We start from the raw sequence: 24,250 nt of genomic DNA on the forward strand, positions 1-24,250 counted from the left end.
GTCTGCGTGTGCGGGTCGTGGGGCGGGTGAAACAGGGGACGCGAGGTGATGCAGGGGGACGCTGGGGAAGGGGAACGCCGGTCCGTGCGGCGCGGGGTCGCGGGCTAGCCGGGGATGAGTCCGTCGTCCCCGAGCATCTTGCGCACCTCGTCCAGGTCGGCCTCGGGCGCGGGAAGGATCAGCTCGGACGGTTCGAGTGCGTCGTCGGGCAGCGGGCTGCCCAGACGGCGGACGGCGTCGAGCAGCGCGCGGAGCGTGCGGCGGAAGCCCGCCTCGTCTCCGCTCTCCATCTCCTCGAGCAGCTCGTCATCGAGCCGGTTCAGTTCGGCGAAGTGGCTGTCGTCCAGTTCGACCTGGCCCTCGCCCATGATCCGTACGATCATGCCGTTCTCCTCCTCAGGCTGCGCGGGGGTGCCGCTGAGGCCCGGTTCACTCCTTGTTGAACCGGGGCGCTTCCTGCTGCCGGCCGTCGGCCTGGCCCTGCTGTCCCTCCTGGCCCTGGCCCCCCTCGATGGCCTGCTGGCCGCCGCCGCTGCCACTGCCGCCGGCCAGCTCCGCCTTCATCCGCTGCAGCTCCAGCTCCACGTCGCTGCCGCCGGAGAGGCGGTCGAGCTCGGCGGTGATGTCGTCCCTGGCCATGCCGGAGGGGTCGTCCAGGGCGCCGGAGGCCAGCAGCTCGTCGATGGCGCCGGAGCGGGCCTGGAGCTGGGCCGTCTTGTCCTCGGCCCGCTGGATGGCCATGCCGACGTCGCCCATCTCCTCCGAGATGCCGGAGAACGCCTCGCCGATCCGGGTCTGCGCCTGGGCGGCGGTGTAGGTGGCCTTGATCGTCTCCTTCTTGGTGCGGAAGGCGTCCACCTTGGCCTGCAGCCGCTGCGCCGCCAGGGTGAGCTTCTCCTCCTCGCCCTGCAGCGTCTGGTGCTGCCCCTCCAGGTCGGTGACCTGCTGCTGGAGGGCGGACCTGCGCGAGAGCGCCTCCCGGGCCAGGTCCTCGCGGCCCAGCGCGAGCGCCTTCTTGCCCTGCTCCTCCAGCTTGGAGGACTGCCCCTGCAACTGCGTCATCTGCAGCTCCAGGCGCTTCCTGGAGGTCGCGACGTCCGCGACGCCGCGGCGCACCTTCTGCAGCAGTTCGAGCTGCTTCTGATACGAGTAGTCGAGCGTCTCACGCGGGTCCTCGGCCCGGTCCAGGGCCTTGTTGGCCTTCGCGCGGAAGATCATCCCCATACGCTTCATGACACCGCTCATGGGCCTCGCGCGCCCCCTTCGTAACGGACTCAAGCCCTCGGCAACCTACAGACCCCAGGGTACGGGGCTGTCTTCCATTACCGCACCGTCAGAGTGCGGAAACGCTCCTCCGTGAGGACGATCAGCCTCCCGCACTCTCCGGCGCAGGGAGTAGGCACCCGTCCGCGACAGGGACCGGTGATTCCGGTCCCTACCCCCGGGGGCTGGGGCCCACTCCGCGGCACACCGTACTCTTGAGGTGTGTTCCGTAGCCGTTCGAAAGCAGGGCAGGCCGGCTCATCCCAGGTGATGGCGGCCGAGTCCCACCAGCCCCGCGACCCGCAAGCCCCCAAGGGTCGCCCCACTCCCAAGCGCAGCGAGGCGCGCGGTCCGCGCCGCCCGATGGCCGGCGGGCCGCAGAACCGCAAGGACGCGGCCAAGCGGCAGCGCGCGGCCCGCCGGGCCGAGCTGGCCAAGCAGCGCGAGGCGCTGGCCAGCGGGGACGAGCGCCATCTGCCCGCACGCGACAAGGGGCCGGTGCGGCGCCTTGCGCGCGATTTCGTGGACTCCCGGTTCAGCGTGGCGGAGTTCTTCCTGCCGCTGGCCGTGATCATCCTCGTCCTGAGCATGCTGCCCTCGCTGCAGCTCAAGAACATCTCGCTGCTGCTGTGGCTCGTGGTGATCGTGCTGATCGTCATCGACTCCATCGGCACCACGGTGCGGCTCCGGAAGCGGATCCAGGAGCGCTATCCCGACGAGAACCGCCGGGGCGCCATCGCCTACGCGCTGATGCGGACCCTTCAGATGCGCCGCATGCGCCTGCCCAAGCCGCAGGTAGCCCGCGGCGAGAAGCCCTGATCAGGCAGGAGCTGGTCGCCCGGCAGCTCGAGGAGCGGATCGCCGCGCACTTCGAGGTGGGGCGCCGGCTCCGGGTACTGGACGCCGGACTGGGCGACGGCGCACAGGCGCTGCGGCTGGCACGGGCCGGTCACCAGGTCACCGGCCTGGAGTCCGATCCGGCGCGGCTCGCGGCGCTCGACGCGGCGCTCGCGGAGGAGCCCGAGGGCATACGCGCCCGCTTCCGCACCCGGGCCGGCGGCGGCCAGGACACCGGGGCGCACTTCCTGCCCGGCACCTTCGACCTGGTGCTCGGCCACGACGTCCTGGGCCGGTCCCGGGACCCGGACAGCACACTGGCCGGGCTCGCCCGCGTGCTCGACACCGGCGGGCTGCTCTCGCTCGTTCTGCCGAACGTGGCGGCCCGGGCGATGCGGCCCGGCCTGGCCGGGGACTGGGCGGATGCCCGGGCGGCGCTGGAGGCCGAGCCCGGCGAGAGCGACCGCTTTCTCCGGCTGGAGGCCCTGACCTCGTTCCTCGCCCGGATCGGAGTGCCCATGGACCGCTGGTACGGCGTGGGAGCGCTCGCGGTGGGCGACCCGGCCGCGCCCGCCGAGGCCCTGGAGGTGGAGGAGCGCGCCTGCCGCATGGACCCCTACCGGGGCGTGGCCGAGTCGCTGCACCTGTTCGGGGTGCGGGGCTGACGCCGCTGCGCACACCGGGACGGTCCGGACCGCCGTCCCGACCGTCCCGGGGCCGGCCCGGCGTGCGCGACAGGCGGCCGGCTCCCTCGGAGGCGGCCGCCGGCCGGCCGACGGCCGCAGGTCGGGACGGCCGTCGCAGCCGGTCGGCCGAGGCCGCCGGTTCAGCCCGCGGCGGGCCGGAACTCGGGGGGATCGCGCAGTTCGATGTCGGCCACCTCGATGCCCTGCTCCCGGGCGAGGTGGGCGAGCGTCTCGGACCGGGCCTGCTGCGGCGCCTGGGTGTCGATGAAGGCGCCCAGCCATTCCCCCGTCCGCCGGTTGTAGGCGAGCTGCCGGGCGGCCGCGGCGCTGCTGATGGTGCCCGTCTCCTCGACCGTGAAGTCGGTGCCGATGGCCGCCTTGGCCACGTGGGCCGCGCAGACGTCCATGAAGCGGGGGCTGGGGCGTTCGTCGCCCCCGTGGAAGAAGGCTTCGACCGCGTCGGGCCCGCGGACCGACCGTTCGGCGAAGATCCCCGCCTTCTTCAGCGTCGCCAATGTCCGCTCCACCTTTTCGGCCGGGCCCCGCAGCACCACGTAAACCGCACCTCGTACGTCCATGCGCACCGAGGGTAGCGGCTGTCGGGGACCGGTGAGACCCGTCGCCGGGCGGGCTGCCACGCGGGCCCCGGCCCGGAGCGGGGCGGGCTCCGCGGTGCGGGGGGGGGCTCCGCCCCTCACCCGGAGGCGGCCTCCCCGGTGTCCGCCTCCGAGGCCGAACGCAGGCTCATCGGCCCGTAGACGGTGCTGCCGTCCTCCTGGAGGGTCACCTGATCGGTGCCGCCCTCCAGCAGTTCCCGCCACACCTCTCCGATCCACGACTCGGCGTCCGACTGGGTGGGGAACTCCTCCGGCTCCACGGCCGGTTCGGTCTCCGTGCCGTCGGCCTTCTCGAACCGCCACGTCCACGCCATCAGTGCCTCCGTAAGATCGCCGGTTGCTCCCGGAAGCGTAGTCCCCCGTGCGCACGCGGCGGCAGGTCACGAGACGATCGGAGGGTGGAACTCACTCTGCTCGGCACCGGCGGTCCCGCCGGCCTCCCGCTGCCCGACTGCCCCTGCGCCCGCTGCGCCGCCGCCACCGGCAGCGAGGCGCGGGCGGCGACGGCGGTGCTGGTGGACAGCACCCTGCTGCTCGATCTGACCCCGGGGCCCGCGTTCGCGGCGGCACGGGCCGGCCGGTCGCTCAGCGGAGTGCGGCAGGTGCTGCTGACCCATCCGCACGACGGTCCGGCCCTGGAGGTGCCCGCCGGGCTGCCGGCCCCCGTCCGGCTGCCGGACCGCCAGGAGTTGGCGCTGATCAGCGGGCACCGGGTGCGCGCCCTGGCGCTGGACTCGCCCGGCACCGGCTACCTGGTGACCGGCCCCGACGGGGAGCGGCTGCTCTACCTGCCGCCGGGCGCCGCGCCCGCCGGGGCGGGCGGCGGCGCCGGGCACGGCGGTCCCTGCGACACGGTGCTGATGGATGTCGCCGGGCGACCCGACGCGCTGGCCGGGCTGCGGGAGGCGGGCCTGGTCGGCGCGGGCACCGATGTCGTCGCCGTCCACCTGGGACACGCGGTACCGCCGGGCGCGGAGCTGCGCCGGCGGCTGGCCGCCGCCGGGGCCCGGGCCGTGCCGGACGGTACGACGCTCACCGTCGGCGCCTACCACGGCGGAGCGGACGGCCCCGAGGTGCCGCGACGGACGCTGGTGCTGGGCGGAGCCCGGTCGGGCAAGTCGGTGGAGGCCGAGCGGCGGCTGGCGGCGTTCCCCGGGGTGGTGTACGTGGCGACGAGCGGCACCCGCGACGGCGACCCCGAGTGGGCGGCGCGGGTGGCCGAGCACCGCGAGCGGCGCCCCGCCTCATGGCGCACCGAGGAGACCTGCGACCTGGTACCGCTGCTGGAGCGGGAGGGGCCACCGCTGCTGATCGACTGCCTGGCACTGTGGCTGACCCACACCATGGACGCGGTGGAGGCGTGGGACGACACCCGTTGGGTGCGGGGCGGCGCCGCCGAACTGACCGCGCGGGTGGACACGCTGCTGGAAGCCGTACGCCGCACGCCGCGGCTGCTGGTGGCGGTCAGCAACGAGGTGGGGTCCGGGGTGGTGCCGGCGACCTCGGCCGGACGCCGGTTCCGCGACGAACTGGGCAGGCTGAACGCGCGGTTCGGGGAGGAGTGCGAGCACGTGCTGCTGACGGTCGCCGGAGTGGCGCTGCCGCTGCGGTGAGCCGAGGGAGCCGGCCCCCGGTGCCGGGTCCCGCTCTCCGCTCTCCCCTGAACTGCCGTACGGGGGCTGCTGAAGCCGCCGTGGCACTCACGTACGCTCGGCGGGCATGAGCGAGCGCAGCCTGGATCTGGACGACTTCTCCGACCTCATCGAACGCCCGCACGGCGGCCTGCGCCAGGAGGCCGAGGAACGGCGGGCGCTGACCGGGCTGCCCCCGCGGGCCCTGGGACGCCTGGAGGACGTGGGTGAATGGCTCGGCTCCGCGCAGGCCCGGGTACCGGTGCGGCCGGTCGCCCGCCCGCGCCTGGTGGTCTTCGCCGGGGACCACGGCGTCGCCGAACTCGGCGTCTCCACCCGGCAGCCGGGCACCGCCGCCGAACTCGTCCGGGAACTGCTGGACGGCACCTCCCCGGCGGGCATCCTCGCGCGGCAGTTCGAGGTGCCGGTGCGGGTGGTCGACATGGCGCTGGACTGCGACCCCGGGACGCTGCCCGCCGAGGTGACCCGGCACCGGGTGCGCCGCTCGTCGGGCCGCCTGGACACCGAGGACGCGCTGACCCCCGAGGAGGCCGAGGAGGCGTTCCGCACGGGGATGGTGCTCGCCGACGAGGAAGCCGACGCCGGGACCGACCTGGTGGTGCTCGGCGACCTGAGTGTCGGCGGCACCACCGCGGCCGCGACGCTGATCGCCGCGCTGTGCGGCACCGACGCGTCGGTGGTGACCGGGCGCGGCGGGGGTGGCATCGACGATCTGACCTGGATGCGCAAGTGCGCCGCCGTGCGGGACGGGCTGCGCCGGGCCCGGCCGGTGCTGGGCGACCAGCTCCAGCTACTGGCGGCGGTCGGCGGCGCCGACCTGACGGCGATGACGGGCTTCCTGCTGCAGTCCGCGGTACGCCACACCCCGGTGGTGCTCGACGGGGTCGTCTCCGCGGCGTGCGCGCTGGTCGGCCAGCGGGTGGCCTTCCGGGCCCCGGACTGGTGGCTGGCGGGCCAGGCGGGCAGCGAACCGGCACAGGCCAAGGCCCTGGACCGGCTGGCCGCCGACCCGCTGCTGGAGCAGGGCGTCGAGCTGGGCGGCGGCACCGGTGCGCTGCTGGCACTGCCGCTGGTGCGGGCGGCGGCGGCGCTGGCCGCCGAACTCCCGGTCCGGGAAGGCCCGGTAGCGGCCCCGGGCGGGCCGGACGACGGCCCGGACGCCGGACGGCCCGGCGGACCGGCCGCCCTGGACGCCACCTGAGCACCGCAGGGGTGCCGGACCGGCCCGGTCGAGGCGTACGCGTCCACACCCGTGCGGAGCCCGGCCCGCCCCTGCGGGTGCCGTCCCGGCCCCGGCCAGGACCAGGACCGGGACCGGGACCGGGACCGGGTGGAAGGCGCGGGTAGCCTGCTCGGCCATGGACGCCTCCTCCCCCGCCGGTGGCCCCGCCGGCAGCCCCGCCGGTACCCCCGGAGCCGCCCCGGCCTCCACAGCCGAGGGGCTGCGGTTCGCCTTCGGCACACTGACCGTGCTGCCGGTGCGGGTCGCCCGCTGGGACCGGCACGCGGCGCGGGCGGGCATGGTGTGCGCCCCGGCGGTCGGACTCGTGGTGGGGGGCCTCGCGGCGGCGGCGGGGGCCGCACTGCTGCTGGGCGGCGCCTCCGCGCTGCTGGCCGGGGTCGCGAGCACGGCGGTGCCCGCCGTGCTGACCCGGGGGCTGCACCTGGACGGGCTAGCCGACGTCGCCGACGGGCTGGGCAGCGGGAAGCCCGCCGACGCGGCGCTGCGGGTGATGAAGCAGTCCGACATCGGACCGTTCGGCGTGGTCACCCTGGTGTTCGTCCTGCTGGCGCAGGTGGCCGCGCTCGCCGAGCTGTACGCGCGGGGGTGGGCCGCCGGGGCGGCCGGCGCGGTGGCCGCCGCCGTCGCCGCCCGCGGCGCGCTGACCCTCGCCGCCCGCCGGGGCGTGCCCGCCGCCCGGCCCGAGGGCCTGGGAGCCGCCGTCGCGGAGACCGTGCCGCGGGCGGCGGCGCTGACCGCGGCGGGCTGCTGCGCCGTGCTGTCGGCCGGGGGCGCCTGGCCGGTGGGCCGCACGGCGGCCGCGGCGGCAGCGGCCGGTACGGTCCTGGGGCTGTGCGCCGCCGAGCTGCTGCTGCGGCACTGCGTACGGCGGTTCGGGGGCGTGACGGGGGATGTCTTCGGCGGGGTGGCCGAGGCGGCGGCGAGCTGCACGCTGGTGGTGGCGGTTCTGCTGTGACCGCCGCGGCCCGCTCCTGACAGGGGAATACAGCGGAGAAGGTGGCAGGAGGACCTGCGACGGGAAGAAGAGGGCGGGCATACCATGCCCGGAGCGTCCGAAACCGGAGCCGCTTCGCACTCCGGAGCCCCGTCCAGGAAGAAGGTCTTTCCCACGTGTCTGCACTGACTCTCAGCACCTCGTCCGCTGCGACGCTGCGCGCGGACGCTGTCGTCATCGGTATCGCCAAGGGCGGCGCCGCCGGCAAGGCGGGCCGGGCGGGCGGCTCCGCCGTCGTGCTCGCTCCCGGCGCGGAGGCCGTGGACAAGGCGTACGGCGGGAAGCTGGCCGCGACGCTCGAGACGCTCGGCGCGGGCGGCGGCGAGTGCGAGGTCACCAAGCTCCCGGCTCCGGCGAGCGGGGTGAAGGCCCCGCTGGTGCTCGCGGTCGGGCTGGGCGACGCCCCCGGCAAGCAGGAGACGTACGGCACCGAGGCGCTGCGCCGGGCGGCGGGGGCCGCGGCGCGCGCGCTGGCGGGCAGCCGGAAGGCCGGGTTCGCACTGCCGCTGGAGGACGCCGAGGCGGTCGCCGCGGTCGCCGAGGGCGCGCTGCTGGGCGCCTACTCCTTCACCGCCTACCGGGGCAAGGGCAGCGCGTCCGAGAACGGCAAGGACGCCTCGGCGCCGCTGGCGGAGGTCGCGCTGCTCGGCGGCAAGCCGCGGGACAAGGCGCACAAAGCGGCCGTCGACCGGGCCCTGGTCGTCGCCGAGGAGGTGCACCGCGCCCGCGACCTGATCAACACCCCGGCCAACGGGCTGGACCCCAAGGCGTTCGCCGCCGAGGCCCGCGCCGCGGCCAAGGCACACGGCCTGACCTTCGAGGTGCTGGACGAGAAGGCGCTGGCCAAGGGCGGCTACGGCGGCATCCTGGGGGTCGGCAACGGTTCGGCGCAGCCGCCGCGGCTGGTGCGGATCGGCTGGTCGCACCCGAAGGCGAAGACCTCCCTGGCGCTGGTCGGCAAGGGCATCACCTACGACTCGGGCGGCATCTCGCTCAAGCCCGCCGGTCACAACGAGACGATGAAGTGCGACATGAGCGGCGCCGCCGCCGTCTTCGGCGCGGTCGTCGCCGCCGCCCGGCTGGGGCTGCGGGCCAATGTGACCGGGTGGCTGGCGCTCGCGGAGAACATGCCGTCCGGTTCGGCAACCCGTCCGGGTGATGTGCTGACCATGTACAGCGGCAAGACCGTGGAGGTGCTCAACACCGACGCCGAGGGCCGGCTGGTGATGGCGGACGCGCTGACCCGGGCCGGCGAGGAGCGGCCGGACGCGATCGTGGACGTGGCCACCCTGACCGGCGCGATGGTGCTGGCGCTGGGCAACCGGACGTTCGGGATCATGGCGAACGACGACGGGTTCCGCAGCACGGTGCACGAGTCAGCGGAGGAGGCGGGCGAGGCCGCCTGGCCGATGCCGATGCCCGGCTACCTGCGCAAGAGCATGGATTCGCCGGTCGCCGACCTCGCCAACATCGGCGAGCGGATGGGCGGCGGCCTGCTGGCCGGGGTCTTCCTGAAGGAGTTCGTCCCCGAGGACACCCGCTGGGCGCACCTGGACATCGCGGGCCCGGCCTTCAACGAGTCCGGCCCCTTCGGCTACACGCCCAAGGGCGGCACGGGCTCGGCGGTCCGTACGCTGGTCCGGCTCGTGGAGCGCACCGCGGAGAGCGGTCTGGACTGAGCCCCGCGGCGGGCGCGGGTCCACCGCGGCCCCGCGCACCCGGCGCGACCCCGGCCGCCACCGGCACCGGTCGGCGGGCGGGGACGCACGCCCCGGGCCCGGGGTTTTTCCGGGTAGCGGGGGCCCGCGTCCCGGTTTCCGGCAACAGGTGCGAAGATGGATGACCGGCAGGACAGGGCCCCGCACGGCTTGACAGAAGCCGACACGACAAGGGCCGAGCAGACACACAGCGGCCGAACCTCAAGCCGCCCGGTCACAGGAGACCGGCTACGGCGTACCCATGCATGGAGGACGTGACGTGGCGAACGACGCCAGCACCGTTTTCGACCTAGTGATCCTCGGGGGCGGCAGCGGCGGTTATGCCGCCGCCCTTCGCGCCGCGCAGCTCGGTCTCGACGTCGCCCTGATCGAGAAGGACAAGCTGGGCGGCACCTGCCTGCACCGGGGCTGCATCCCGACCAAGGCGCTGCTGCACGCGGGCGAGGTGGCCGACCAGTCCCGCGAGAGCGCCGAGTTCGGCGTCAAGACCTCGTTCGAGGGCATCGACATGGCCGGTGTCCACAAGTACAAGGACGGCGTGATCTCCGGCCTCTACAAGGGCCTGCAGGGGCTGGTCGCCTCCCGCAAGGTCACCTACGTGGAGGGCGCCGGCCACCTCTCCTCGCCGACCTCGGTCGACGTCAACGGCCAGCGCTACGAGGGCCGCCACATCCTGCTGGCGACCGGCTCGGTGCCGAAGTCGCTGCCGGGTCTCACCATCGACCACGAGCGCATCATCAGCTCCGACGACGCGCTGGTCATGGACCGGGTCCCGAAGTCCGCGATCATCCTGGGCGGCGGCGTCATCGGCGTCGAGTTCGCCTCGGTGTGGAAGTCCTTCGGCGCGGAGGTCACCGTCGTCGAGGGCCTCAAGCACCTGGTGCCGGCCGAGGACGAGAACAGCTCCAAGCTCCTGGAGCGTGCCTTCCGCAAGCGCGGCATCAAGTTCAACCTGGGCACCTTCTTCGACAAGGCCGAGTACACCGACGGCGGGGTCAAGGTCACCCTGGCCGACGGCAAGGAGTTCGAGGCCGAGGTGCTGCTGGTCGCCATCGGCCGCGGCCCGGTCTCCGAGGGCCTGGGCTACGAGGAGGCCGGGGTCGCCGTGGACCGCGGCTTCGTGACGGTGGACGAGTACTGCCGCACCAGCGTCCCGACGATCTCCGCCGTCGGCGACCTGATCCCCACCCTGCAGCTCGCACACGTGGGCTTCGCCGAGGGCATCCTGGTCGCGGAGCGGCTGGCGGGCCTGAACCCGGTGCCGTTGGACTACGCCGGGGTACCGCGGGTGACCTACTGCAACCCGGAGGTGGCCTCGGTCGGCCTCACCGAGGAGCAGGCCAAGGAGCGGTACGGTGCCGACAAGGTCGTCACGCTCAAGTACAACCTCGCGGGCAACGGCAAGAGCAAGATCCTCAGGACGGCAGGCGAGGTGAAGCTCGTCCAGGAGCGCGACGGTGCCGTGGTCGGCGTCCACATGGTCGGTGACCGCATGGGTGAGCAGGTGGCCGAGGCCCAGCTCATCTACAACTGGGAGGCGCTGCCCGCCGAGGTGGCCCAGCTCATCCACGCCCACCCGACGCAGACCGAGGCGCTCGGCGAGGCCCACCTGGCGCTGGCCGGCAAGCCGCTGCACTCCCACGACTGACCGCCGAGTTCGAGTCAGGGCGCGACCCATCCGCACAGCTTTGTAAGGAGCAACAGGAACCATGGCGGTTTCCGTAACCCTGCCGGCGCTCGGCGAGAGCGTGACCGAGGGCACCGTCACCCGATGGCTGAAGGCCGAGGGTGAGCACATCGAGGCCGACGAGCCGCTGCTCGAGGTCTCCACCGACAAGGTCGACACCGAGATCCCGGCACCCGCGTCCGGGACCATCTCCTCCATCAAGGTCGCCGAGGACGAGACGGTGGAGGTCGGCGCCGAGCTGGCCGTCATCGACGACGGCTCCGGCGCACCGGCCGCGGCGCCGGCCGCCACCGCGGAGCCCGCGGCCGCACCGGCGGCCGAGCCCGAGCAGCCCGCGGCACCGGCCGCGCCGGCCCAGCCCGAGCCCGCGGCCGCTCCCTCCGGCGGCGCCGCCGAGGGCACCGACGTGGTGCTGCCCGCGCTGGGCGAGTCCGTCACCGAGGGCACCGTCACCCGCTGGCTGAAGCAGGTCGGTGACGAGGTCGAGGCAGACGAGCCGCTGCTGGAGGTCTCCACCGACAAGGTCGACACCGAGATCCCGGCCCCGACCGCCGGCACCCTGCTGGAGATCAGCGTCGGCGAGGACGAGACGGCGGAGGTCGGCGCCAAGCTGGCCGTCATCGGTGCCGCCGGTGCCGCGGCGCCGGCACCCGCCGCGCAGGCCCCGGCAGCGCCTGCGGAGCCCGCCCCGGCCCCGCAGGCGCCCGCTGCCGCTCCGGCGCAGCCCGCCGCGCCGCAGACGCCTCCGGAGCCCTCGCAGGCCCAGCCGGCGCCCGCAGCGCCCGCGCAGCCGGCCCCGCAGGCCCAGCCCGCCCCGGCCGCCGCGCAGGCCCCGGCGGCACCGGCCGCAGCCCCGGCGCCGGAGAGCGACGGCGCCTACGTGACGCCGCTGGTCCGCAAGCTGGCCGCCGAGCAGGGCGTCGACCTCTCCGCGGTGCGCGGCAGCGGTGTGGGCGGCCGGATCCGCAAGCAGGACGTCATCGAGGCCGCCGAGGCCAAGAAGGCGCAGGCCCCGGCCGCGGCGCCCGCCGCCGCGGCGTCGGCCGCTCCGAAGTCGCCGAAGCTGGAGCCGTCGCCGCTGCGCGGCCAGACGGTGAAGATGCCGCGGATCCGCAAGCTCATCGCCGACAACATGATGAAGGCGCTGCACAGCCAGGCGCAGCTCTCCACCGTCGTCGAGGTGGACGTCACCCGGGTGATGCAGCTCCGGGCCCGCGCGAAGGACTCCTTCGCGGCGCGCGAGGGCGTCAAGCTCTCGCCGATGCCGTTCTTCGTGCAGGCGGCGGCCGAGGCGCTGAAGGCGCACCCGTCCGTCAACGCGCGGCTGAACGACGACGGCACCATCACCTACCACGACGTGGAGAACATCGGCGTCGCGGTGGACTCGGAGAAGGGCCTGATGGTCCCGGTCATCAAGGAGGCCGGGAACCTCAACCTGGCGGGCATCGCCCGCAAGACCGCCGATCTGGCCAAGAAGGTCCGCGAGGGCGGGCTGGGCCCGGACGACATGTCCGGCGGCACGTTCACGATCAGCAACACCGGTTCGCGGGGCGCGCTCTTCGACACCATCATCGTGAACTACCCGCAGGTCGCCGAGCTGGGCATCGGTGCCACCGTGCGCCGCCCGATGGTGGTCAACCACCCGGACCTGGGCGAGACCATCGCGATCCGCGACATGGTCTACCTGACCCTGTCCTACGACCACCAGCTCGTGGACGGCGCCGACGCCGCCCGCTACCTCAACGACGTCAAGGCCCGCCTGGAGGCCGGTGAGTTCGAGGGCGAGCTGGGGCTGTAAGCCCACGGTCGCCGCGTACCGAGGGTGCCCCCGCCACGGCTGTGGCGGGGGCACCGTTCGTGACCGGCGCCGTGCCCGGCCACCCGATGACCGGGCGACGCAGCGGGTGCGGCCCCCTGTGCGCCCGATTCCTCCCGGTCCTGCCTGTCCGCCCCGACGCCGGTCGGCATCGCGGCCGGCCCCGCCGGAGTAGTCGCGTGACGGATACCTCACCGTACGCAGTGGCACTGCGTGCCCGGTCACGCCGTATCGTCTAGGAGCCCACCACCTCGTTGCGAGGAGCATCTTCATGACCCCGCCCGTCGTCCAGTCGCTGCGCGAGCAGATCCGCGAGCATCTCGTGGAGGGGATCGTCAGCGGGCGGTGGAAGCCCGGTGAGCGGATCGTGGAGCGGCGGATCGCGGTGGAGCTGGAGGTCAGCCAGACGCCGGTGCGGGAGGCGCTGCGGGAGCTGGAGACGCTGCGGCTGATCGAGTCGGCGCCGAACAAGGGCGTGCGGGTGCGGGAGCTGTCGGCAGCGGATCTGGAGGAGATCTACCCGGTGCGGGCCGGGCTGGAGCAGATCGCCGCCGAGCTGGCGGTGCCCCGGCTGGCCGGGGACGTCTCCGCGCTGCGGCCCCACGTGGCGGCGCTGTACGAGGCGGACCGGCTCGGGGACGGGGAGGCCCAGGTGCGGCACACGGTGGCCTTCCACCGGGAGCTGGTCCGCGCCGCGGGCAACAGCGTGCTGCTGCACACCTGGGAGGGGCTGGGGATCGAGGTGTGGACGGCGCTGTCGATCCGCTGGCTCGGCACGGTGCAGGAGTCGTACGCGGAGGAGCACGAGGCCGTCATGGCGGCCATCGAGCGCCGCGACCCGCACATCGGTGCGCTGGTCAAGGAGCACGTGCTGGGCTGCGCGCCCGCCCCGCGGGACTGAGGCGCGGCAGCCTGGCATTCGGTGCCGAATTTCGGGGCACGGAATGCCATTTTCGGTCTGCGGGCGGGTTTTCCCTTCAGAACCTTTGATCGATCATCGATCAGAGGCGTACAGTCCCTTCGTTGGGTTCCCCCTGTCCTGCCCGTCAGGGTCCACGACCCACCCGCACAACCGCCCTCCCGACCCGTTTGGAGGGGCCTACACGTCCGGAAGGTGGCCACCATGCCCGATCCCGTACGCCCGTCGTATCCGAGCGAGCTGGACCAGCTCCCGGACCGTGATCCGCAGGAGACCGGCGAGTGGCGCGAGTCGCTCGACGCCGTCGCGGCACACGCGGGCGACGAACGAGCCGCGTACCTGGTGTGTCGTACCGTCGAGCACGCCCGGAACAGCGGCCTGGCCGTACCGGCGCTGCTGGAGACGGAGTACGTCAACACGATCCCGACCTCGGCCGAACCGGCCTTCCCGGGCGACGAGGCGATGGAGTCCCGCATCACCGCGTGGAACCGCTGGAACGCGGCGGCCATGGTCACCCGCGGCAGCCGCCAGGGGCTCGGCGGCCACATAGCCACCTTCGCCTCCGCCGCCTGGCTCTACGAGACCGGGTTCCAGCACTTCTTCCGCGGGAAGGAGGGCGAGGACGGCTCCGGCGACCAGCTCTACGTCCAGGGGCACGCCTCCCCCGGCGTCTACGCCCGCGCCTTCCTCGACGGACGGCTCACCGAGGCGCATCTGGACCGCTTCCGCCAGGAGGCCGGCGGCGAGGGACTGCCCTCGTACCCGCACCCGCGGCGGCTGCCCTGGCTGTGGGAGTTCCCCACCGTCTCCATGGGTCTGGGCCCGATCTCGGCGATCTACCAGGCGCGGTTCAACCGCTATCTGACCCACCGCGGCATCAAGGACACCGCCGGATCCCACGTGTGGGCCTTCCTCGGCGACGGCGAGATGGACGAGCCGGAGTCGACCGCGGCACTGGCCCTGGCCGGGCGCGAGCAGCTGGACAACCTCACCTTCGTGATCAACTGCAACCTCCAGCGCCTCGACGGCCCGGTGCGGGCCAACTTCAAGATCGTGCAGGAGCTGGAGACCCAGTTCCGCGCGGCCGGATGGAACGTCGTGAAGTCGCTGTGGGGCAGCGCCTGGGACGAGGTCTTCGCGCTCGACACCACCGGTGCGCTGACCCGGCGGCTGCGCGAGGTGCCGGACGCGCAGTTCCAGACCTACGCCACCCGCGACGCGGCCTACATCCGCGAGCACTTCTTCGGCGCCTCCCCCGCGCTCGCCGAGCTCGGCAGGCTGCTGACCGACGACAAGATCACCGAACTGTTCACGTCCTCCCGCGCCGGCCACGAGCCGCGCAAGGTGTACGCGGCCTACAAGGCGGCCGTCGAGCACAAGGGCGCGCCGACGGTGATCCTGGCGCAGACGGTCAAGGGCTGGACGCTGGGCCCGGGCTTCGAGTCCCGGAACGCCAACCACCAGATGAAGAAGCTCACGGGCAAGGAGTTCCGCGCCATGCGGGACCTGCTGGAGCTGCCGATCCCGGACAGCAAGCTGGACGACGAGCTGGTGCCGTACGTCCACCCGGGTGCCGACTCCCCCGAGGTGCGCTACCTCCAGGAGCGGCGCGCCGAGCTGGGCGGTCCGGCCCCGGCCCGCAAGGTGCACCCGGTCGGCCTGCCCGCGCCCGCCGACAAACCCTTCGACGCGCTCAAGAAGGGCTCGGGCTCGCAGGAGATCGCCACCACGATGGCGTTCGTGCGGCTGGTCAAGGACCTGATGCGGGACAAGGAGACCGGGAAGCGCTGGGTACCGATCGTGCCCGACGAGGCCCGGACCTTCGGTATGGAGTCGCTGTTCCCCTCGGCCGGCATCTACTCGCCGCTCGGCCAGAACTACGACCCGGTCGACCGCGACCAGCTGCTGTACTACAAGGAAGCCAAGGAAGGCCAGATCCTCAACGAGGGGATCACCGAGGCCGGTTCGCTGGCGGACTTCACCGCGGCCGCGACGTCGTACGCCACCCACGGCGAACCGATGATCCCGTTCTACATCTTCTACTCGATGTTCGGGTTCCAGCGCACCGCGGACCAGTTCTGGGCGCTGGCCGACCAGCTCGGCCGGGGCTTCGTCATCGGCGCCACCGCGGGCCGCACCACGATGACGGGTGAGGGCCTCCAGCACGCCGACGGCCACTCGCACCTGCTGGCCTCCACCAATCCGGCGGTCGTCTCCTACGACCCGGCGTTCGCCTACGAGGTCGGCGCCATCGTCAAGGACGGCCTGCGCCGGATGTACGGCCCGGACGCGGCGGCGCAGGAGGACGTCTTCTACTACCTGACGGTCTACAACGAGACCAAGGTGCAGCCGCCCATGCCCGCGGGCGAGGGCGTCGAGGAGGGCATCCTCAAGGGGCTGTACCGCTTCCAGGAGGCGGCGGACGCCGCGGACGACGCGCCGCGCATCCAGCTCCTGGCCTCCGGTACGGCGATCCACTGGGTGCTGGAGGCGCAGCGGATCCTCGCCGAGGAGTGGGGCGTGGCGGCCGACGTGTGGTCGGCGCCGTCCTGGACGGAGCTGCGGCGCGAGGCCATGGACTGCGACGCCGCGGCGCTGCGCGGCGAGGAGCGGGTGCCGTACGTGACCCGCGCGCTGGGGGGCGCTCCCGGCCCGGTGCTGGCGGTCAGCGACTGGATGCGGGCCGTGCCCGACCAGATCAGCCAGTGGGTCGAGCAGGACTGGGCGTCGCTGGGCACGGACGGGTTCGGGCTCTCCGACACCCGGGAGGCCGCGCGTCGCTACTTCGGCGTGGACGCCGAGTCGGTCGTGGTCGCCGCGCTGTCCCGGCTCGCGCGCCGGGGCGAGGTCAAGGCGGAGGACGTCCGCCGCGCCGCCGAGAAGTACGGCCTGGCCTGACGCGGTCCGCCGCGTCCCGCCTCGGCGGCTCGGAAGAGCTCCGCGCGGGACGCGGCGGAAGGCACAGCAGGAACGCGCGAAGGCCCTGCCCCGAGGAATGGGGGCAGGGCCTTCGCGCTGCTCCGGTGCGCGGTGGCCGGTGGCCGGTGACCGGTGACCGGTGTCAGTACCGGTCCCGGCCACCGGTCGCCAGTCGCTGCGGCCCGGTCACTGCGGTCCGGTCACTGCGGTCCGGTCACTCCGACTCGGGGTGCTTGCGCAGTCGGAGGATGGCGGCTACCAGGCCGCCCCAGACGATGAGGATGGCCACGGCCATCATCACGATGGCTCCGGTCGACATCAGCGCACCTCCTCACTGTCGGCAGTGCCCTCGGTCTCTCCCCCACCGGGTGCCCCGCGCCAGGGGATGAGCGAGATCAGCACGCCCACCAGCAGCGCGCCGGCGGCGACGCCCCATCCGGCCCAGGCGAGGAAGGAGAGCGGGTATCCGGCGTAGTTCTCGTCGAGCTCCTTGCGGAAGCTGTCGATCATCATCCAGCCGAGCACCAGCGGGGTGATGACCCCCAGGCAGACCCGCCACCAGGTGCCCAGCCGCACCGCCGAGGTCTCGTCGGCGTGGGCCTGGAAGGTCCGCAGGCGGCGCAGCACCCAGGCCATGACGATGAGGAAGACGAGCGCGGCGAGCGCGATGCCGTACTGGTTGATGAAGTGGTCGGCCGCGTCCAGCAGGGACAGGCCCGCGTCCGTGGGGAAGAGGGCCAGCGAGACCACCGCCAGCAGGCCGCCGACGGTCCACACGGCGGGCACCCGGCGCATGCCGGTGCGGTCCTGCACGGCCGAGATGACCACCTGCACGATGCTGATCAGCGAGGAGAGTCCCGCGATGGCCAGCGAGACGAAGAAGACCACCCCGAAGGCCGCACCCAGCGGCATCTGGGAGATGACCGCCGGGAAGGCGATGAAGGCCAGCCCCACCCCTTCGCTGACGACGTCGCCGACGGCGGCGCCGCTGGACTGCGCCATGAAGCCCAGGGTGGCGAAGACTCCGATACCGGCCAGGATCTCGAAGGAGCTGTTGGCGAAGCCGGCCACCAGCGCGGAGCCGGTCAGGTCGGCGCGGCGGCCCAGGTAGGAGGCGTAGGTGACCATGATGCCGAAGCCGATGGAGAGCGAGAAGAAGATCTGCCCGTAGGCGGCGACCCAGACGCTGCCGTCGGTCAGCGCGCTCCAGTCGGGGGCGAAGAGGGCGTCCAGGCCCTTGGCCGCGCCGTCCAGCGTCACGGCGCGGACCACCAGGACGACGAAGAAGAGCACCAGGGCCGGGATGAAGATCTTGTTGGCCCGCTCGATGCCGCGGCGCACGCCCATCGCCAGGATGGCCAGCACGATCAGCCAGACGGCGAGCAGCGGCCAGAAGACGTTGCCGACGAAGGAGCTGGGGAGCCCGGGTTCGGCCGCGGCGTGCAGGAAGTCGCCGCCGAAGAACCCCTCGGGGTCGTCGCCCCAGTCCTTGCCGAAGGAGAATCCGGCGTACCGTACGGCCCACGCCACGATCACGGCGTAGTAGGAGGCGATGACGAAGCAGATGGCGACCTGCCACCAGCCGATCGCCTCGGCCGGGCGGGAGATCTGCCGGAAGGCCGCCGGTGGCGACTTCCGGTACTTCCGGCCGACCGTGTATTCGAGGATGAGCAGCGGGAGGCCCGCTGTGAGCAGCGCGACGAGATACGGGAGCAGGAAGGCCCCGCCGCCGTTCTTGTAGGCCTCAGCGGGAAAGCGCCAGATGTTTCCCAACCCGACGGCGGAGCCGATGGCCGCCATCAGGAATCCGGCCCGCGAGCCCCACTGTTCGCGCTGTTCGCGATTTTGCTGAGACATGACCGTTTCCTAGTTCGCTGTATAACGGGCGGAACGTTAACAGCGGGCCACGGCCCACGGGAGGAGTATTCAGCATGCGGGCAGCCCGGCTGATCAGGATGGTGCTGCTGCTCCAGGCGCGACGGGAGATGACGGCCGCAGAGCTCGCAGCGGAACTGGAGGTCTCCGAGCGTACTGTCTCACGCGATGTCCTGGCACTCTCCGAAGCGGGCGTGCCGGTGTACGCGGACCGCGGACGTGCGGGCGGATACCGGCTGGTCGGCGGCTACCGCACCCGGCTGACCGGGATGGGCCGCAGCGAGGCGGAGGCGCTGTTCCTCTCCGGGGTGCCGTCGGCGCTGCGGGACCTGGGGCTGGCCGACGCGGCCTCGGCGGCACGGCTGAAGGTCTCGGCGGCGCTGGACCCGGCGCTGGGCGATGTGCACGGCAGCGCGGCGCAGCGTTTCCATCTGGACGCGCCCGGCTGGTGGCAGGCGCCCGAGACCCCGGCGCTGCTGCCCGCGCTGGCCGACGCCGTCTGGTCCGACCGGAGGATTCTGGTCCGCTACCGCCGCGGGAACGCGCCCGGCGGCCGGGAGGTCGCGCGGGAGCTGGAGCCGCACGGGCTGGTGCTGAAGGCGGGCCGGTGGTATCTGGCGGCCCGCGTCCCGGCGGACGCCGGGCGGCAGGACCGGTCCCCCTGGCGGGTCTACCGGGTGGGGCGGTTCACCGAGGCCGTCGTGCACGACACGCACTTCGACCGGGACGGCGGATTCGACCTGGCCGGCTTCTGGACCGAGCACGCGGCGGCGTTCGCGCACTCGCTGCTGCGGTCGGAGGTGACACTGCGGCTGACCGGCCCGGGCGCCCGCCGGCTGCGGTACGTCACCGACCGGGTCGCGGCCGACGAGGCGCTGGCGGGCGGCACCGTGGACGGGCGGGGCCGCACGACGGTGGCATTGCGGGTGGAGAGCGAAGAGGTGGGCTTCGAACAGCTTCTGACGCTGGGTCCGGAGTGCGAGGTCCTGGGCCCGCCGTCGCTGCGGCAGCGCTTCGCGGACGCGGCGCGGCGGACGGCGGCCCTCTACCCGGACGCCGCGGACGGTCCCGGCCCGGGGGACGACGGTCCGGCTCCGGGCCCGGGGCCGGAGAGGGGCCCGGGCCCGGCGGACCTCGCGGCGGGCGCGAGGGCGGCCGCCGCCGCCGACCCCGAGCCGGACCCCGCGGCGGGCCGGGAATCGGAGGCGGGCGCTCAGCGGTAGTCGGCCGCGTCCACCGGCATGTCGGCGTCGGCCCGCTCGATGTCGACGAGGTAGCGCCAGGCGTCCGGCGCCGAGCCGTCCGTGTCGGTGAAGCCGTAGGCCCGGGCCAGTCCGCCGCTGGAGAGGGACTGCCCGTTCCAGCGCGCCACCTGCGGGTCGGTGGCCAGCGCGGCCACGGCTCGGCCGACGAAGACGGGGCTCTCGGAGATGGCGAAGTGCGGGTCGAGAGCGCAGCCGTCCCGCCAGTTCTCCTCCGTCACCCGGAAATGGGTGTCGAGCATCGCCTCCGAGCGCAGCCAGCCCGGGGTCAGACAGACCGCTGTGGTGCCGTACTCCTCGGTCTCCCGGGCCAGCGCCCGGGCGACGCGCAGCGGCGCGGACTTGGCCAGGTCGTAGTAGACCGGCTCCCGGTAGCGCCGGTTGTACTCCTCGGTGCCGTCGGTGACCTCGACGAGCAGCCCGCCGGGACGCCGGGTCAGCAGCGGCAGCGCAAAGCTGCTGGTGATCAGGTGGGCGTCGATGCTCAGCCGCAGCACCCGCAGCCCGTCGGCCAGGTCGTGCTCCCACAGCTTCTTGCCCCAGCCGACCAGATGGTCACCGCCCCACAGGTCGTTGACGAGGATGTCGAGCGCGCCCGTCTCCCGGTCGATGCGCTCGATCAGTGCACGCACCCGGTCGGGGTCGAGGTGGTCGACGGCGACGGCGGTCGCGCTGCCTCCGCTCTCCTGACCGGCCTCGCTCGCCAGTTCGGCCGTCTCCTCGATCGTCTCGCTCGCCCGGCCGACCTCGCTGGTCGTCCCGCGGGTGGTACGGCCGGTGGCGTAGACGGCGGCCCCGGCCCGGCAGAGTTCGACGGCCATCGCCCGGCCCGCACCCCTGGTGGCTCCGGCGACCAGGGCGACCTTGCCAGCCAGCGGCCCTCGGGAACTGCTCTGCTGCTGCACCTGCTGCACCTGCTGCTCCTTCTCGCGGTTCTCGCGGTTCTCGCGGTGTCTCACGGGCCTCCCGCGCCGTCGCCCGACGCGCTGCGGCGTACCGCGGCGTCGGCCGAGCGCCCTCGGCCACGTCCGTTCGGGCGGGAAACGCTGCCAGCGATACCGGACACCGCCTGTCGGGTATCGGAACCGGAATTGCCGTGCGGTGCACCTCTCGTAACGACACAGCCGCATCTGGCGCATTCCGCGTGCATTGCGGGCTTCCAGGCCCGATGCTGAGGGCGTGATGGACGAGACGGAGTTCTGGGAGCTGATCGACTCCACTCGGCAGGAGGCCGACAGCGACCCCCAGGAACAGGCGGATCTGCTGGTCGAGCGGCTGACGCAGCTCGATCCCGACGCGGTGACGTACTTCGCCCGCCACTTCGAGTCGCGCTACAACCGGGCTTATCAGTGGGATCTGTGGGCGGCCGCCTGGATCCTGCTGGACGGCGCGAGCGACGACGTCTTCGACGCCTTCCGCTGCTGGCTGATCGGCCAGGGCCGGGAAGTCTTCGAGGGCGCGGCCCACGACGCGGACGCGCTCGCCGAACTGCTGGACGACTTCGACGAGGAGCTGGACGGCGATGGCGAGGAGCTGGGCTTCGCGGCGGACGAGGCGTACGAGCAGCTCACCGGCGCCGTGCTGCCCGACCTGGGACTGCCGGAGGCTCCGGCCGACCCGGAGGGCGTCGCCCTCGACATGGAGGACGCCGGGGCGCTGGCCGACCGCCTGCCGCGGCTGTGGGACCGCTTCCGGGGCGAGTGACCCCGGCACCCGCGCCGGGGTGGGCCCGCCCCCGCGGCGCGGGAGCGGCTGACCCGGCCGGCGGCCGCCGCGCCCGGTGCCTCACTCCGGCCGTACCGCTCCCAGGTACGCCTCGCACCGGCCGAGCAGCGCGATCAACTGAGCCCGCTCCTCCTCGGTGAACTCGGCCGACAGGCCCCGCTCGACCCGTACGGCGCCCTCGTCGGCGCGGGCCAGGGTGTCGGTGCCCAGTTCGGTCAGCCGGGTCTCCAGCACGTTGCGGTGCCAGGCGTGCGGGGTGCGGGTGATGAGCGCGCGCTGTTCCAGGTTCTTGAGGATCGTGTTCATCGTCGGAGCCGTCACCCGGCAGGCCCGGGCCAGGGCGGCGGCCGGCATTCCGGGGTTCTCCGCGAGCTGGAGCAGCGCCGCGTACTGCGGGACCGTCAGCCCCGCGGGCTTGAGCACGGCGTGCTTGGCCGCCATCAACGCGTTGGACGCGTCCTTGAGGTACGAGCCCAGGCGCTCGCCGACGGGCATGGAGGTCATCCCGGCATCGTAACGACCAGCACCGGGATAAGTACCTTGACGAGTGATTAGAGCTCTAATTAATGTGCGTGTGCATCTCACAGCAAGAGGTCTTGGCTTCGGGTCGCCACACCCGCCGCCGGACCCCGTCCTGCCACTGGAGGCACACCATTTCCCGCACGGCTTCTTCCCGCACGGCTTCTTCCCGCACGGCCTCCCGCCCGTCCGTCCGCCGCCGCACCGCCCTGGCCGCGCTCGTCGCCACCACGGCGGCGACCGCACTGACCGCGGCCGCTCCGGTGCCCGCCCCTCCCGCACCCGCGCACTCCGCGTCCGCCGCCCCGGCAGCGCACCCGTCCGGACTGCGCATCTCCACCGCGTACGAACTGCCCGGCGACCGCGTCTACCCGGAGGGGATCACCCACGACCCCCGCACCGGCAGGCTGTACGCCGCCTCCTACGAGACCGGCGCCGTCTACCGGATGACGCCGGGACACCGCGTGGCCGAGACGTTCCTGCCCGCCGGCGCCGACGGGCGGCACACCGCCAACGGGCTGGAGGTCGACCGCGCGGGACGGCTGTGGGTCACCGACTCGACCCGCGGAGTCTCCGTCTACGACCTGCGCTCGCGGCGGCTGCTCGCACGGTTCGACGTCCCGGGCGACGCGCCGTTCTTCATCAACGACCTCGCCCTGACCCCGGACGGCACCGTCTATCTGACCGACAGCGTGCGCAACGTCGTCCACCGGGTCACCCCCGCGCAGTTGGCCCGCGCCCGGGCCACCGGCGGACGCGGAGTGCTCAGGCCCCGCTTCGACCTGACCGGACTGCTGCCCTCGCACACGGACCGGGCACCGGCGCTGAACGGCATCGCCGCAGGACCCGGCGGCCGCTGGCTGCTGACGGCCGACATGATCGGAGGCGGCCTCTACCGGCTCGACCCGCGGACCGGCCGGGCCTCGCGGGTCGACACACACGGGACGCGGCTGCGCAACGCCGACGGCCTGGAGACGGCGGGCAACAGGATGTGGGTCGTGCACAACGCGGACGACGCGCTGAGCAGGTGGCGGCTGAGCCACGACGGCAGCAGGGCCCGCCAGGAGGCCCGCCGCAGCGACCCCGCTCTGCAACTGCCCACGACGCTGACCCGCTCGCGCGGCACGCTGTACGTGGTCCGCTCGCAGTTCGACCGGGGCGGCCCGATGGGACCGGGGACGCCGCGGACACCGTTCACGATCGCCGCCGTACGCGGGCTGTGAGCCGCGACCGACAACACCCCGCCGGATACGTCAGGATGGGCGCATGCGTATCGCGGTCACCGGCTCCAGCGGACTCATCGGCTCGACGCTCACCCGCTCCCTGCGGGCGGAAGGCCACGACGTGCTGCGGCTCGTGCGGCGCCCCGCGGCCGCGGCCGACGAGGTGCGGTGGGACCCGAGAGCGGGCCGGGTGGACACGGCGGGGCTGGCCGGATGCGAGGCCGTCGTCCATCTGGCGGGCGCCGGAATCGGCGACCACCGCTGGACGGACAGCTACAAGCGCGAGCTGCGCGACAGCCGGGTGCAGGGCACCCGGACCATCGCCGAGGCGCTGGCCGGACTGGACACCCCGCCCCGCACCCTGATCGTCGGCTCGGCGATCGGCTACTACGGCGACACCGGGGACCGGGCCGTCGACGAGAGCGCCCCGCCCGGCGAGGGGTTCCTGGCGGAGCTGTGCCAGGACTGGGAGGCGGCGGCCGGGGCCGCGCAGGACGCCGGGATCCGCACGGTCCTGGGCCGCACCGGCCTGGTCGTCGCCCGCGGCGGAGGCGCGTGGGGGCGGCTGTTCCCGCTGTTCAAGGCGGGGCTCGGGGGGCGGCTGGGCGACGGGCGGCAGTACTGGAGCCACATCGCACTGCACGACCATGTGGCGGCGCTGCGGTTCCTGCTGGACGAGGAGGCACCGGCGGGACCGGTGAACCTCACCGCACCGGAACCGGCCACCAACCGCGAGGTGACCGCCGCCATGGGGCGCGTACTGCACCGCCCCACCCCGTTCCCGGTACCCGCGCCCGTCCTGCGGGCCGCCCTGGGCGAGTTCGCGGGAGACGTGCTGGGCAGTCAGCGCGTCCTGCCCCGCCGGCTGCTGGACGCGGGCTTCCGGTTCGCCTTCCCGACTGTCACCGAGGCCATCCGCAGCGCCCTGTGAGCCGTCTCCCCTCCGGCGGCGGACGCCGGGCATGTGCATCCGGGCGCCCCTCGCGCGACGTACCGCGCGGACGGCCGCACGCGAACGCTCGAACACGGGTATGAGCTGAGCGCGCCGGGGCATCAGGACGGCAGCCGGCGCCCGCAGCGGCACAGGGACCCACGCACACGGACAGATCGGAACACACCCGCACGGGCGCGGACACCGGCACGCGCAGCAGCCGCAGGCAGCACGTGCGGCGCACGGACCCGCACACGCACGGACGCGGAGAAGCACAGCCGCACAGCCGCCGCACACAAGCACAGCCGCACACAAGCACAGCCGCACAGCCGCACAGCACGAGAACAAGGCAGCAGCGAGAAGC

The 24,250-nt window shown here is 73.6% G+C and carries 22 protein-coding genes; 14 read left to right on the forward strand and 8 right to left on the reverse strand.

All coding sequences use genetic code 11. From position 1 onward, the window contains the following. Positions 1–104: 104 nt before the first annotated feature. A complete protein-coding gene (gene pspAA, locus BMX65_RS02185) occupies positions 105–383 on the reverse strand; it encodes a PspA-associated protein PspAA (RefSeq protein ID WP_074998361.1) in 279 nt (92 codons plus the stop codon). A 46-nt stretch (positions 384–429) separates the two neighbouring features. Continuing rightward, positions 430–1,245, reverse strand: coding sequence for a PspA/IM30 family protein (locus BMX65_RS02190; protein WP_074998362.1), 816 nt, complete (start codon positions 1,243–1,245; stop codon positions 430–432). Positions 1,246–1,485: 240 nt separating this feature from the next. On the opposite strand from BMX65_RS02190, the gene BMX65_RS02195 reads away from it, so the two are divergent. Together BMX65_RS02195 and BMX65_RS02200 are read left to right on the forward strand one after the other, a co-directional pair. Beyond that, positions 1,486–2,082 carry a DUF3043 domain-containing protein gene (locus BMX65_RS02195; protein WP_074998363.1) on the forward strand — a complete coding sequence of 199 codons (597 nt, stop codon included), beginning with the start codon at positions 1,486–1,488 and terminating at the stop codon, positions 2,080–2,082. Further along, a complete protein-coding gene (locus BMX65_RS02200) occupies positions 2,079–2,765 on the forward strand; it encodes a class I SAM-dependent methyltransferase (RefSeq protein ID WP_074998765.1) in 687 nt (228 codons plus the stop codon). Before BMX65_RS02195 ends, BMX65_RS02200 begins: the two co-directional genes overlap by 4 nt. A gap of 161 nt (positions 2,766–2,926) precedes the next feature. Here BMX65_RS02200 and BMX65_RS02205 read toward each other — a convergent pair whose 3' ends face one another. Together BMX65_RS02205 and BMX65_RS02210 are read right to left on the reverse strand one after the other, a co-directional pair. After that, positions 2,927–3,364, reverse strand: a complete 438-nt coding sequence (locus BMX65_RS02205) for a hypothetical protein (RefSeq protein WP_074998364.1) — start codon at positions 3,362–3,364, stop codon at positions 2,927–2,929. A gap of 116 nt (positions 3,365–3,480) precedes the next feature. Next, entirely contained in the window at positions 3,481–3,717 is a 237-nt protein-coding gene (locus BMX65_RS02210) for a hypothetical protein (RefSeq protein ID WP_074998365.1), read from the reverse strand. A gap of 84 nt (positions 3,718–3,801) precedes the next feature. On the opposite strand from BMX65_RS02210, the gene BMX65_RS02215 reads away from it, so the two are divergent. The 8 genes from BMX65_RS02215 (at position 3,802) to aceE (ending at position 16,330) form a co-directional block, all read left to right on the forward strand. After that, a complete protein-coding gene (locus BMX65_RS02215; protein ID WP_074998366.1) occupies positions 3,802–5,016 on the forward strand; it encodes a bifunctional adenosylcobinamide kinase/adenosylcobinamide-phosphate guanylyltransferase in 1,215 nt (404 codons plus the stop codon). 106 nt (positions 5,017–5,122) lie between these two features. Next, positions 5,123–6,256, forward strand: a complete 1,134-nt coding sequence (locus BMX65_RS02220) for a nicotinate-nucleotide--dimethylbenzimidazole phosphoribosyltransferase (RefSeq protein ID WP_074998367.1) — start codon at positions 5,123–5,125, stop codon at positions 6,254–6,256. 157 nt (positions 6,257–6,413) lie between these two features. Further along, on the forward strand, positions 6,414–7,253 hold the full coding sequence (locus BMX65_RS02225; protein ID WP_239501786.1) for an adenosylcobinamide-GDP ribazoletransferase: 840 nt from the start codon (positions 6,414–6,416) through the stop codon (positions 7,251–7,253). A gap of 155 nt (positions 7,254–7,408) precedes the next feature. Next, complete coding sequence (locus tag BMX65_RS02230; RefSeq protein WP_074998368.1) at positions 7,409–8,971, forward strand: leucyl aminopeptidase; 1,563 nt, start codon at positions 7,409–7,411, stop codon at positions 8,969–8,971. A gap of 280 nt (positions 8,972–9,251) precedes the next feature. Then, entirely contained in the window at positions 9,252–10,658 is a 1,407-nt protein-coding gene (lpdA, locus tag BMX65_RS02235) for a dihydrolipoyl dehydrogenase (protein WP_074998369.1), read from the forward strand. A 61-nt stretch (positions 10,659–10,719) separates the two neighbouring features. Further along, positions 10,720–12,495 (forward strand): 2-oxoglutarate dehydrogenase, E2 component, dihydrolipoamide succinyltransferase, encoded by a 1,776-nt coding sequence (gene sucB, locus BMX65_RS02240; protein WP_074998370.1) that lies wholly within the window; start codon positions 10,720–10,722, stop codon positions 12,493–12,495. Positions 12,496–12,784: 289 nt separating this feature from the next. Next, the gene (locus BMX65_RS02245) at positions 12,785–13,414 is read left to right on the forward strand and encodes a GntR family transcriptional regulator (RefSeq protein ID WP_074998371.1); all 630 of its coding nucleotides are present in this window, start codon (positions 12,785–12,787) and stop codon (positions 13,412–13,414) included. Between the two features lie 222 nt (positions 13,415–13,636). Then, on the forward strand, positions 13,637–16,330 hold the full coding sequence (gene aceE, locus BMX65_RS02250; RefSeq protein WP_074998372.1) for a pyruvate dehydrogenase (acetyl-transferring), homodimeric type: 2,694 nt from the start codon (positions 13,637–13,639) through the stop codon (positions 16,328–16,330). Positions 16,331–16,565: 235 nt separating this feature from the next. Here aceE and BMX65_RS02255 read toward each other — a convergent pair whose 3' ends face one another. Together BMX65_RS02255 and BMX65_RS02260 are read right to left on the reverse strand one after the other, a co-directional pair. Then, positions 16,566–16,670: a methionine/alanine import family NSS transporter small subunit gene (locus tag BMX65_RS02255; protein WP_074998373.1), complete on the reverse strand. Its 105-nt coding sequence runs from the start codon at positions 16,668–16,670 to the stop codon at positions 16,566–16,568. Next, positions 16,670–18,208, reverse strand: coding sequence for a sodium-dependent transporter (locus BMX65_RS02260; RefSeq protein ID WP_074998374.1), 1,539 nt, complete (start codon positions 18,206–18,208; stop codon positions 16,670–16,672). Before BMX65_RS02260 ends, BMX65_RS02255 begins: the two co-directional genes overlap by 1 nt. A 74-nt stretch (positions 18,209–18,282) precedes the next feature. Here BMX65_RS02260 and BMX65_RS02265 point away from each other — a divergent pair, with 74 nt between their 5' ends. Further along, entirely contained in the window at positions 18,283–19,449 is a 1,167-nt protein-coding gene (locus BMX65_RS02265) for a helix-turn-helix transcriptional regulator (RefSeq protein WP_074998375.1), read from the forward strand. Here the strand turns inward: BMX65_RS02265 and BMX65_RS02270 are convergent. Continuing rightward, on the reverse strand, positions 19,440–20,393 hold the full coding sequence (locus tag BMX65_RS02270; RefSeq protein WP_074998767.1) for an SDR family oxidoreductase: 954 nt from the start codon (positions 20,391–20,393) through the stop codon (positions 19,440–19,442). The genes BMX65_RS02265 and BMX65_RS02270 overlap by 10 nt on opposite strands. Positions 20,394–20,670: 277 nt before the next feature. On the opposite strand from BMX65_RS02270, the gene BMX65_RS02275 reads away from it, so the two are divergent. Beyond that, a complete protein-coding gene (locus tag BMX65_RS02275; protein WP_074998376.1) occupies positions 20,671–21,192 on the forward strand; it encodes a DUF4240 domain-containing protein in 522 nt (173 codons plus the stop codon). An 81-nt stretch (positions 21,193–21,273) separates the two neighbouring features. On the opposite strand, the gene BMX65_RS02280 is transcribed toward BMX65_RS02275, so the two are convergent. Beyond that, complete coding sequence (locus tag BMX65_RS02280) at positions 21,274–21,717, reverse strand: MarR family winged helix-turn-helix transcriptional regulator (protein ID WP_239501787.1); 444 nt, start codon at positions 21,715–21,717, stop codon at positions 21,274–21,276. 92 nt (positions 21,718–21,809) lie between these two features. Between BMX65_RS02280 and BMX65_RS02285 the strand changes: the two genes are divergently transcribed. Then, positions 21,810–22,955 (forward strand): SMP-30/gluconolactonase/LRE family protein, encoded by a 1,146-nt coding sequence (locus BMX65_RS02285; protein WP_239501788.1) that lies wholly within the window; start codon positions 21,810–21,812, stop codon positions 22,953–22,955. 43 nt (positions 22,956–22,998) lie between these two features. Beyond that, positions 22,999–23,886, forward strand: a complete 888-nt coding sequence (locus BMX65_RS02290; protein ID WP_074998377.1) for a TIGR01777 family oxidoreductase — start codon at positions 22,999–23,001, stop codon at positions 23,884–23,886. Positions 23,887–24,250: the final 364 nt, after the last annotated feature.

It is taken from the genome of Streptomyces qinglanensis (assembly GCF_900111245.1).
GTDB lineage: Bacteria > Actinomycetota > Actinomycetes > Streptomycetales > Streptomycetaceae > Streptomyces > Streptomyces qinglanensis.

Bases quoted from the DNA above. Each gene is read 5' to 3' on its own strand.
- sucB (WP_074998370.1), top strand. From the start codon at position 10,720: ATGGCGGTTTCCGTAACCCTGCCGGCGCTCGGCGAGAGCGTGACCGAG.
- BMX65_RS02220 (WP_074998367.1), top strand. From the start codon at position 5,123: ATGAGCGAGCGCAGCCTGGATCTGGACGACTTCTCCGACCTCATCGAA.
- BMX65_RS02290 (WP_074998377.1), top strand. From the start codon at position 22,999: ATGCGTATCGCGGTCACCGGCTCCAGCGGACTCATCGGCTCGACGCTC.
- BMX65_RS02255 (WP_074998373.1), bottom strand. From the start codon at position 16,670: ATGTCGACCGGAGCCATCGTGATGATGGCCGTGGCCATCCTCATCGTC.
- pspAA (WP_074998361.1), bottom strand. From the start codon at position 383: ATGATCGTACGGATCATGGGCGAGGGCCAGGTCGAACTGGACGACAGC.
- BMX65_RS02205 (WP_074998364.1), bottom strand. From the start codon at position 3,364: ATGGACGTACGAGGTGCGGTTTACGTGGTGCTGCGGGGCCCGGCCGAA.
- lpdA (WP_074998369.1), top strand. From the start codon at position 9,252: ATGCATGGAGGACGTGACGTGGCGAACGACGCCAGCACCGTTTTCGAC.
- BMX65_RS02225 (WP_239501786.1), top strand. From the start codon at position 6,414: ATGGACGCCTCCTCCCCCGCCGGTGGCCCCGCCGGCAGCCCCGCCGGT.
- BMX65_RS02275 (WP_074998376.1), top strand. From the start codon at position 20,671: ATGGACGAGACGGAGTTCTGGGAGCTGATCGACTCCACTCGGCAGGAG.
- BMX65_RS02265 (WP_074998375.1), top strand. From the start codon at position 18,283: ATGCGGGCAGCCCGGCTGATCAGGATGGTGCTGCTGCTCCAGGCGCGA.
- BMX65_RS02245 (WP_074998371.1), top strand. From the start codon at position 12,785: ATGACCCCGCCCGTCGTCCAGTCGCTGCGCGAGCAGATCCGCGAGCAT.
- aceE (WP_074998372.1), top strand. From the start codon at position 13,637: ATGCCCGATCCCGTACGCCCGTCGTATCCGAGCGAGCTGGACCAGCTC.
- BMX65_RS02210 (WP_074998365.1), bottom strand. From the start codon at position 3,717: ATGGCGTGGACGTGGCGGTTCGAGAAGGCCGACGGCACGGAGACCGAA.
- BMX65_RS02190 (WP_074998362.1), bottom strand. From the start codon at position 1,245: ATGAGCGGTGTCATGAAGCGTATGGGGATGATCTTCCGCGCGAAGGCC.
- BMX65_RS02280 (WP_239501787.1), bottom strand. From the start codon at position 21,717: ATGACCTCCATGCCCGTCGGCGAGCGCCTGGGCTCGTACCTCAAGGAC.
- BMX65_RS02260 (WP_074998374.1), bottom strand. From the start codon at position 18,208: ATGTCTCAGCAAAATCGCGAACAGCGCGAACAGTGGGGCTCGCGGGCC.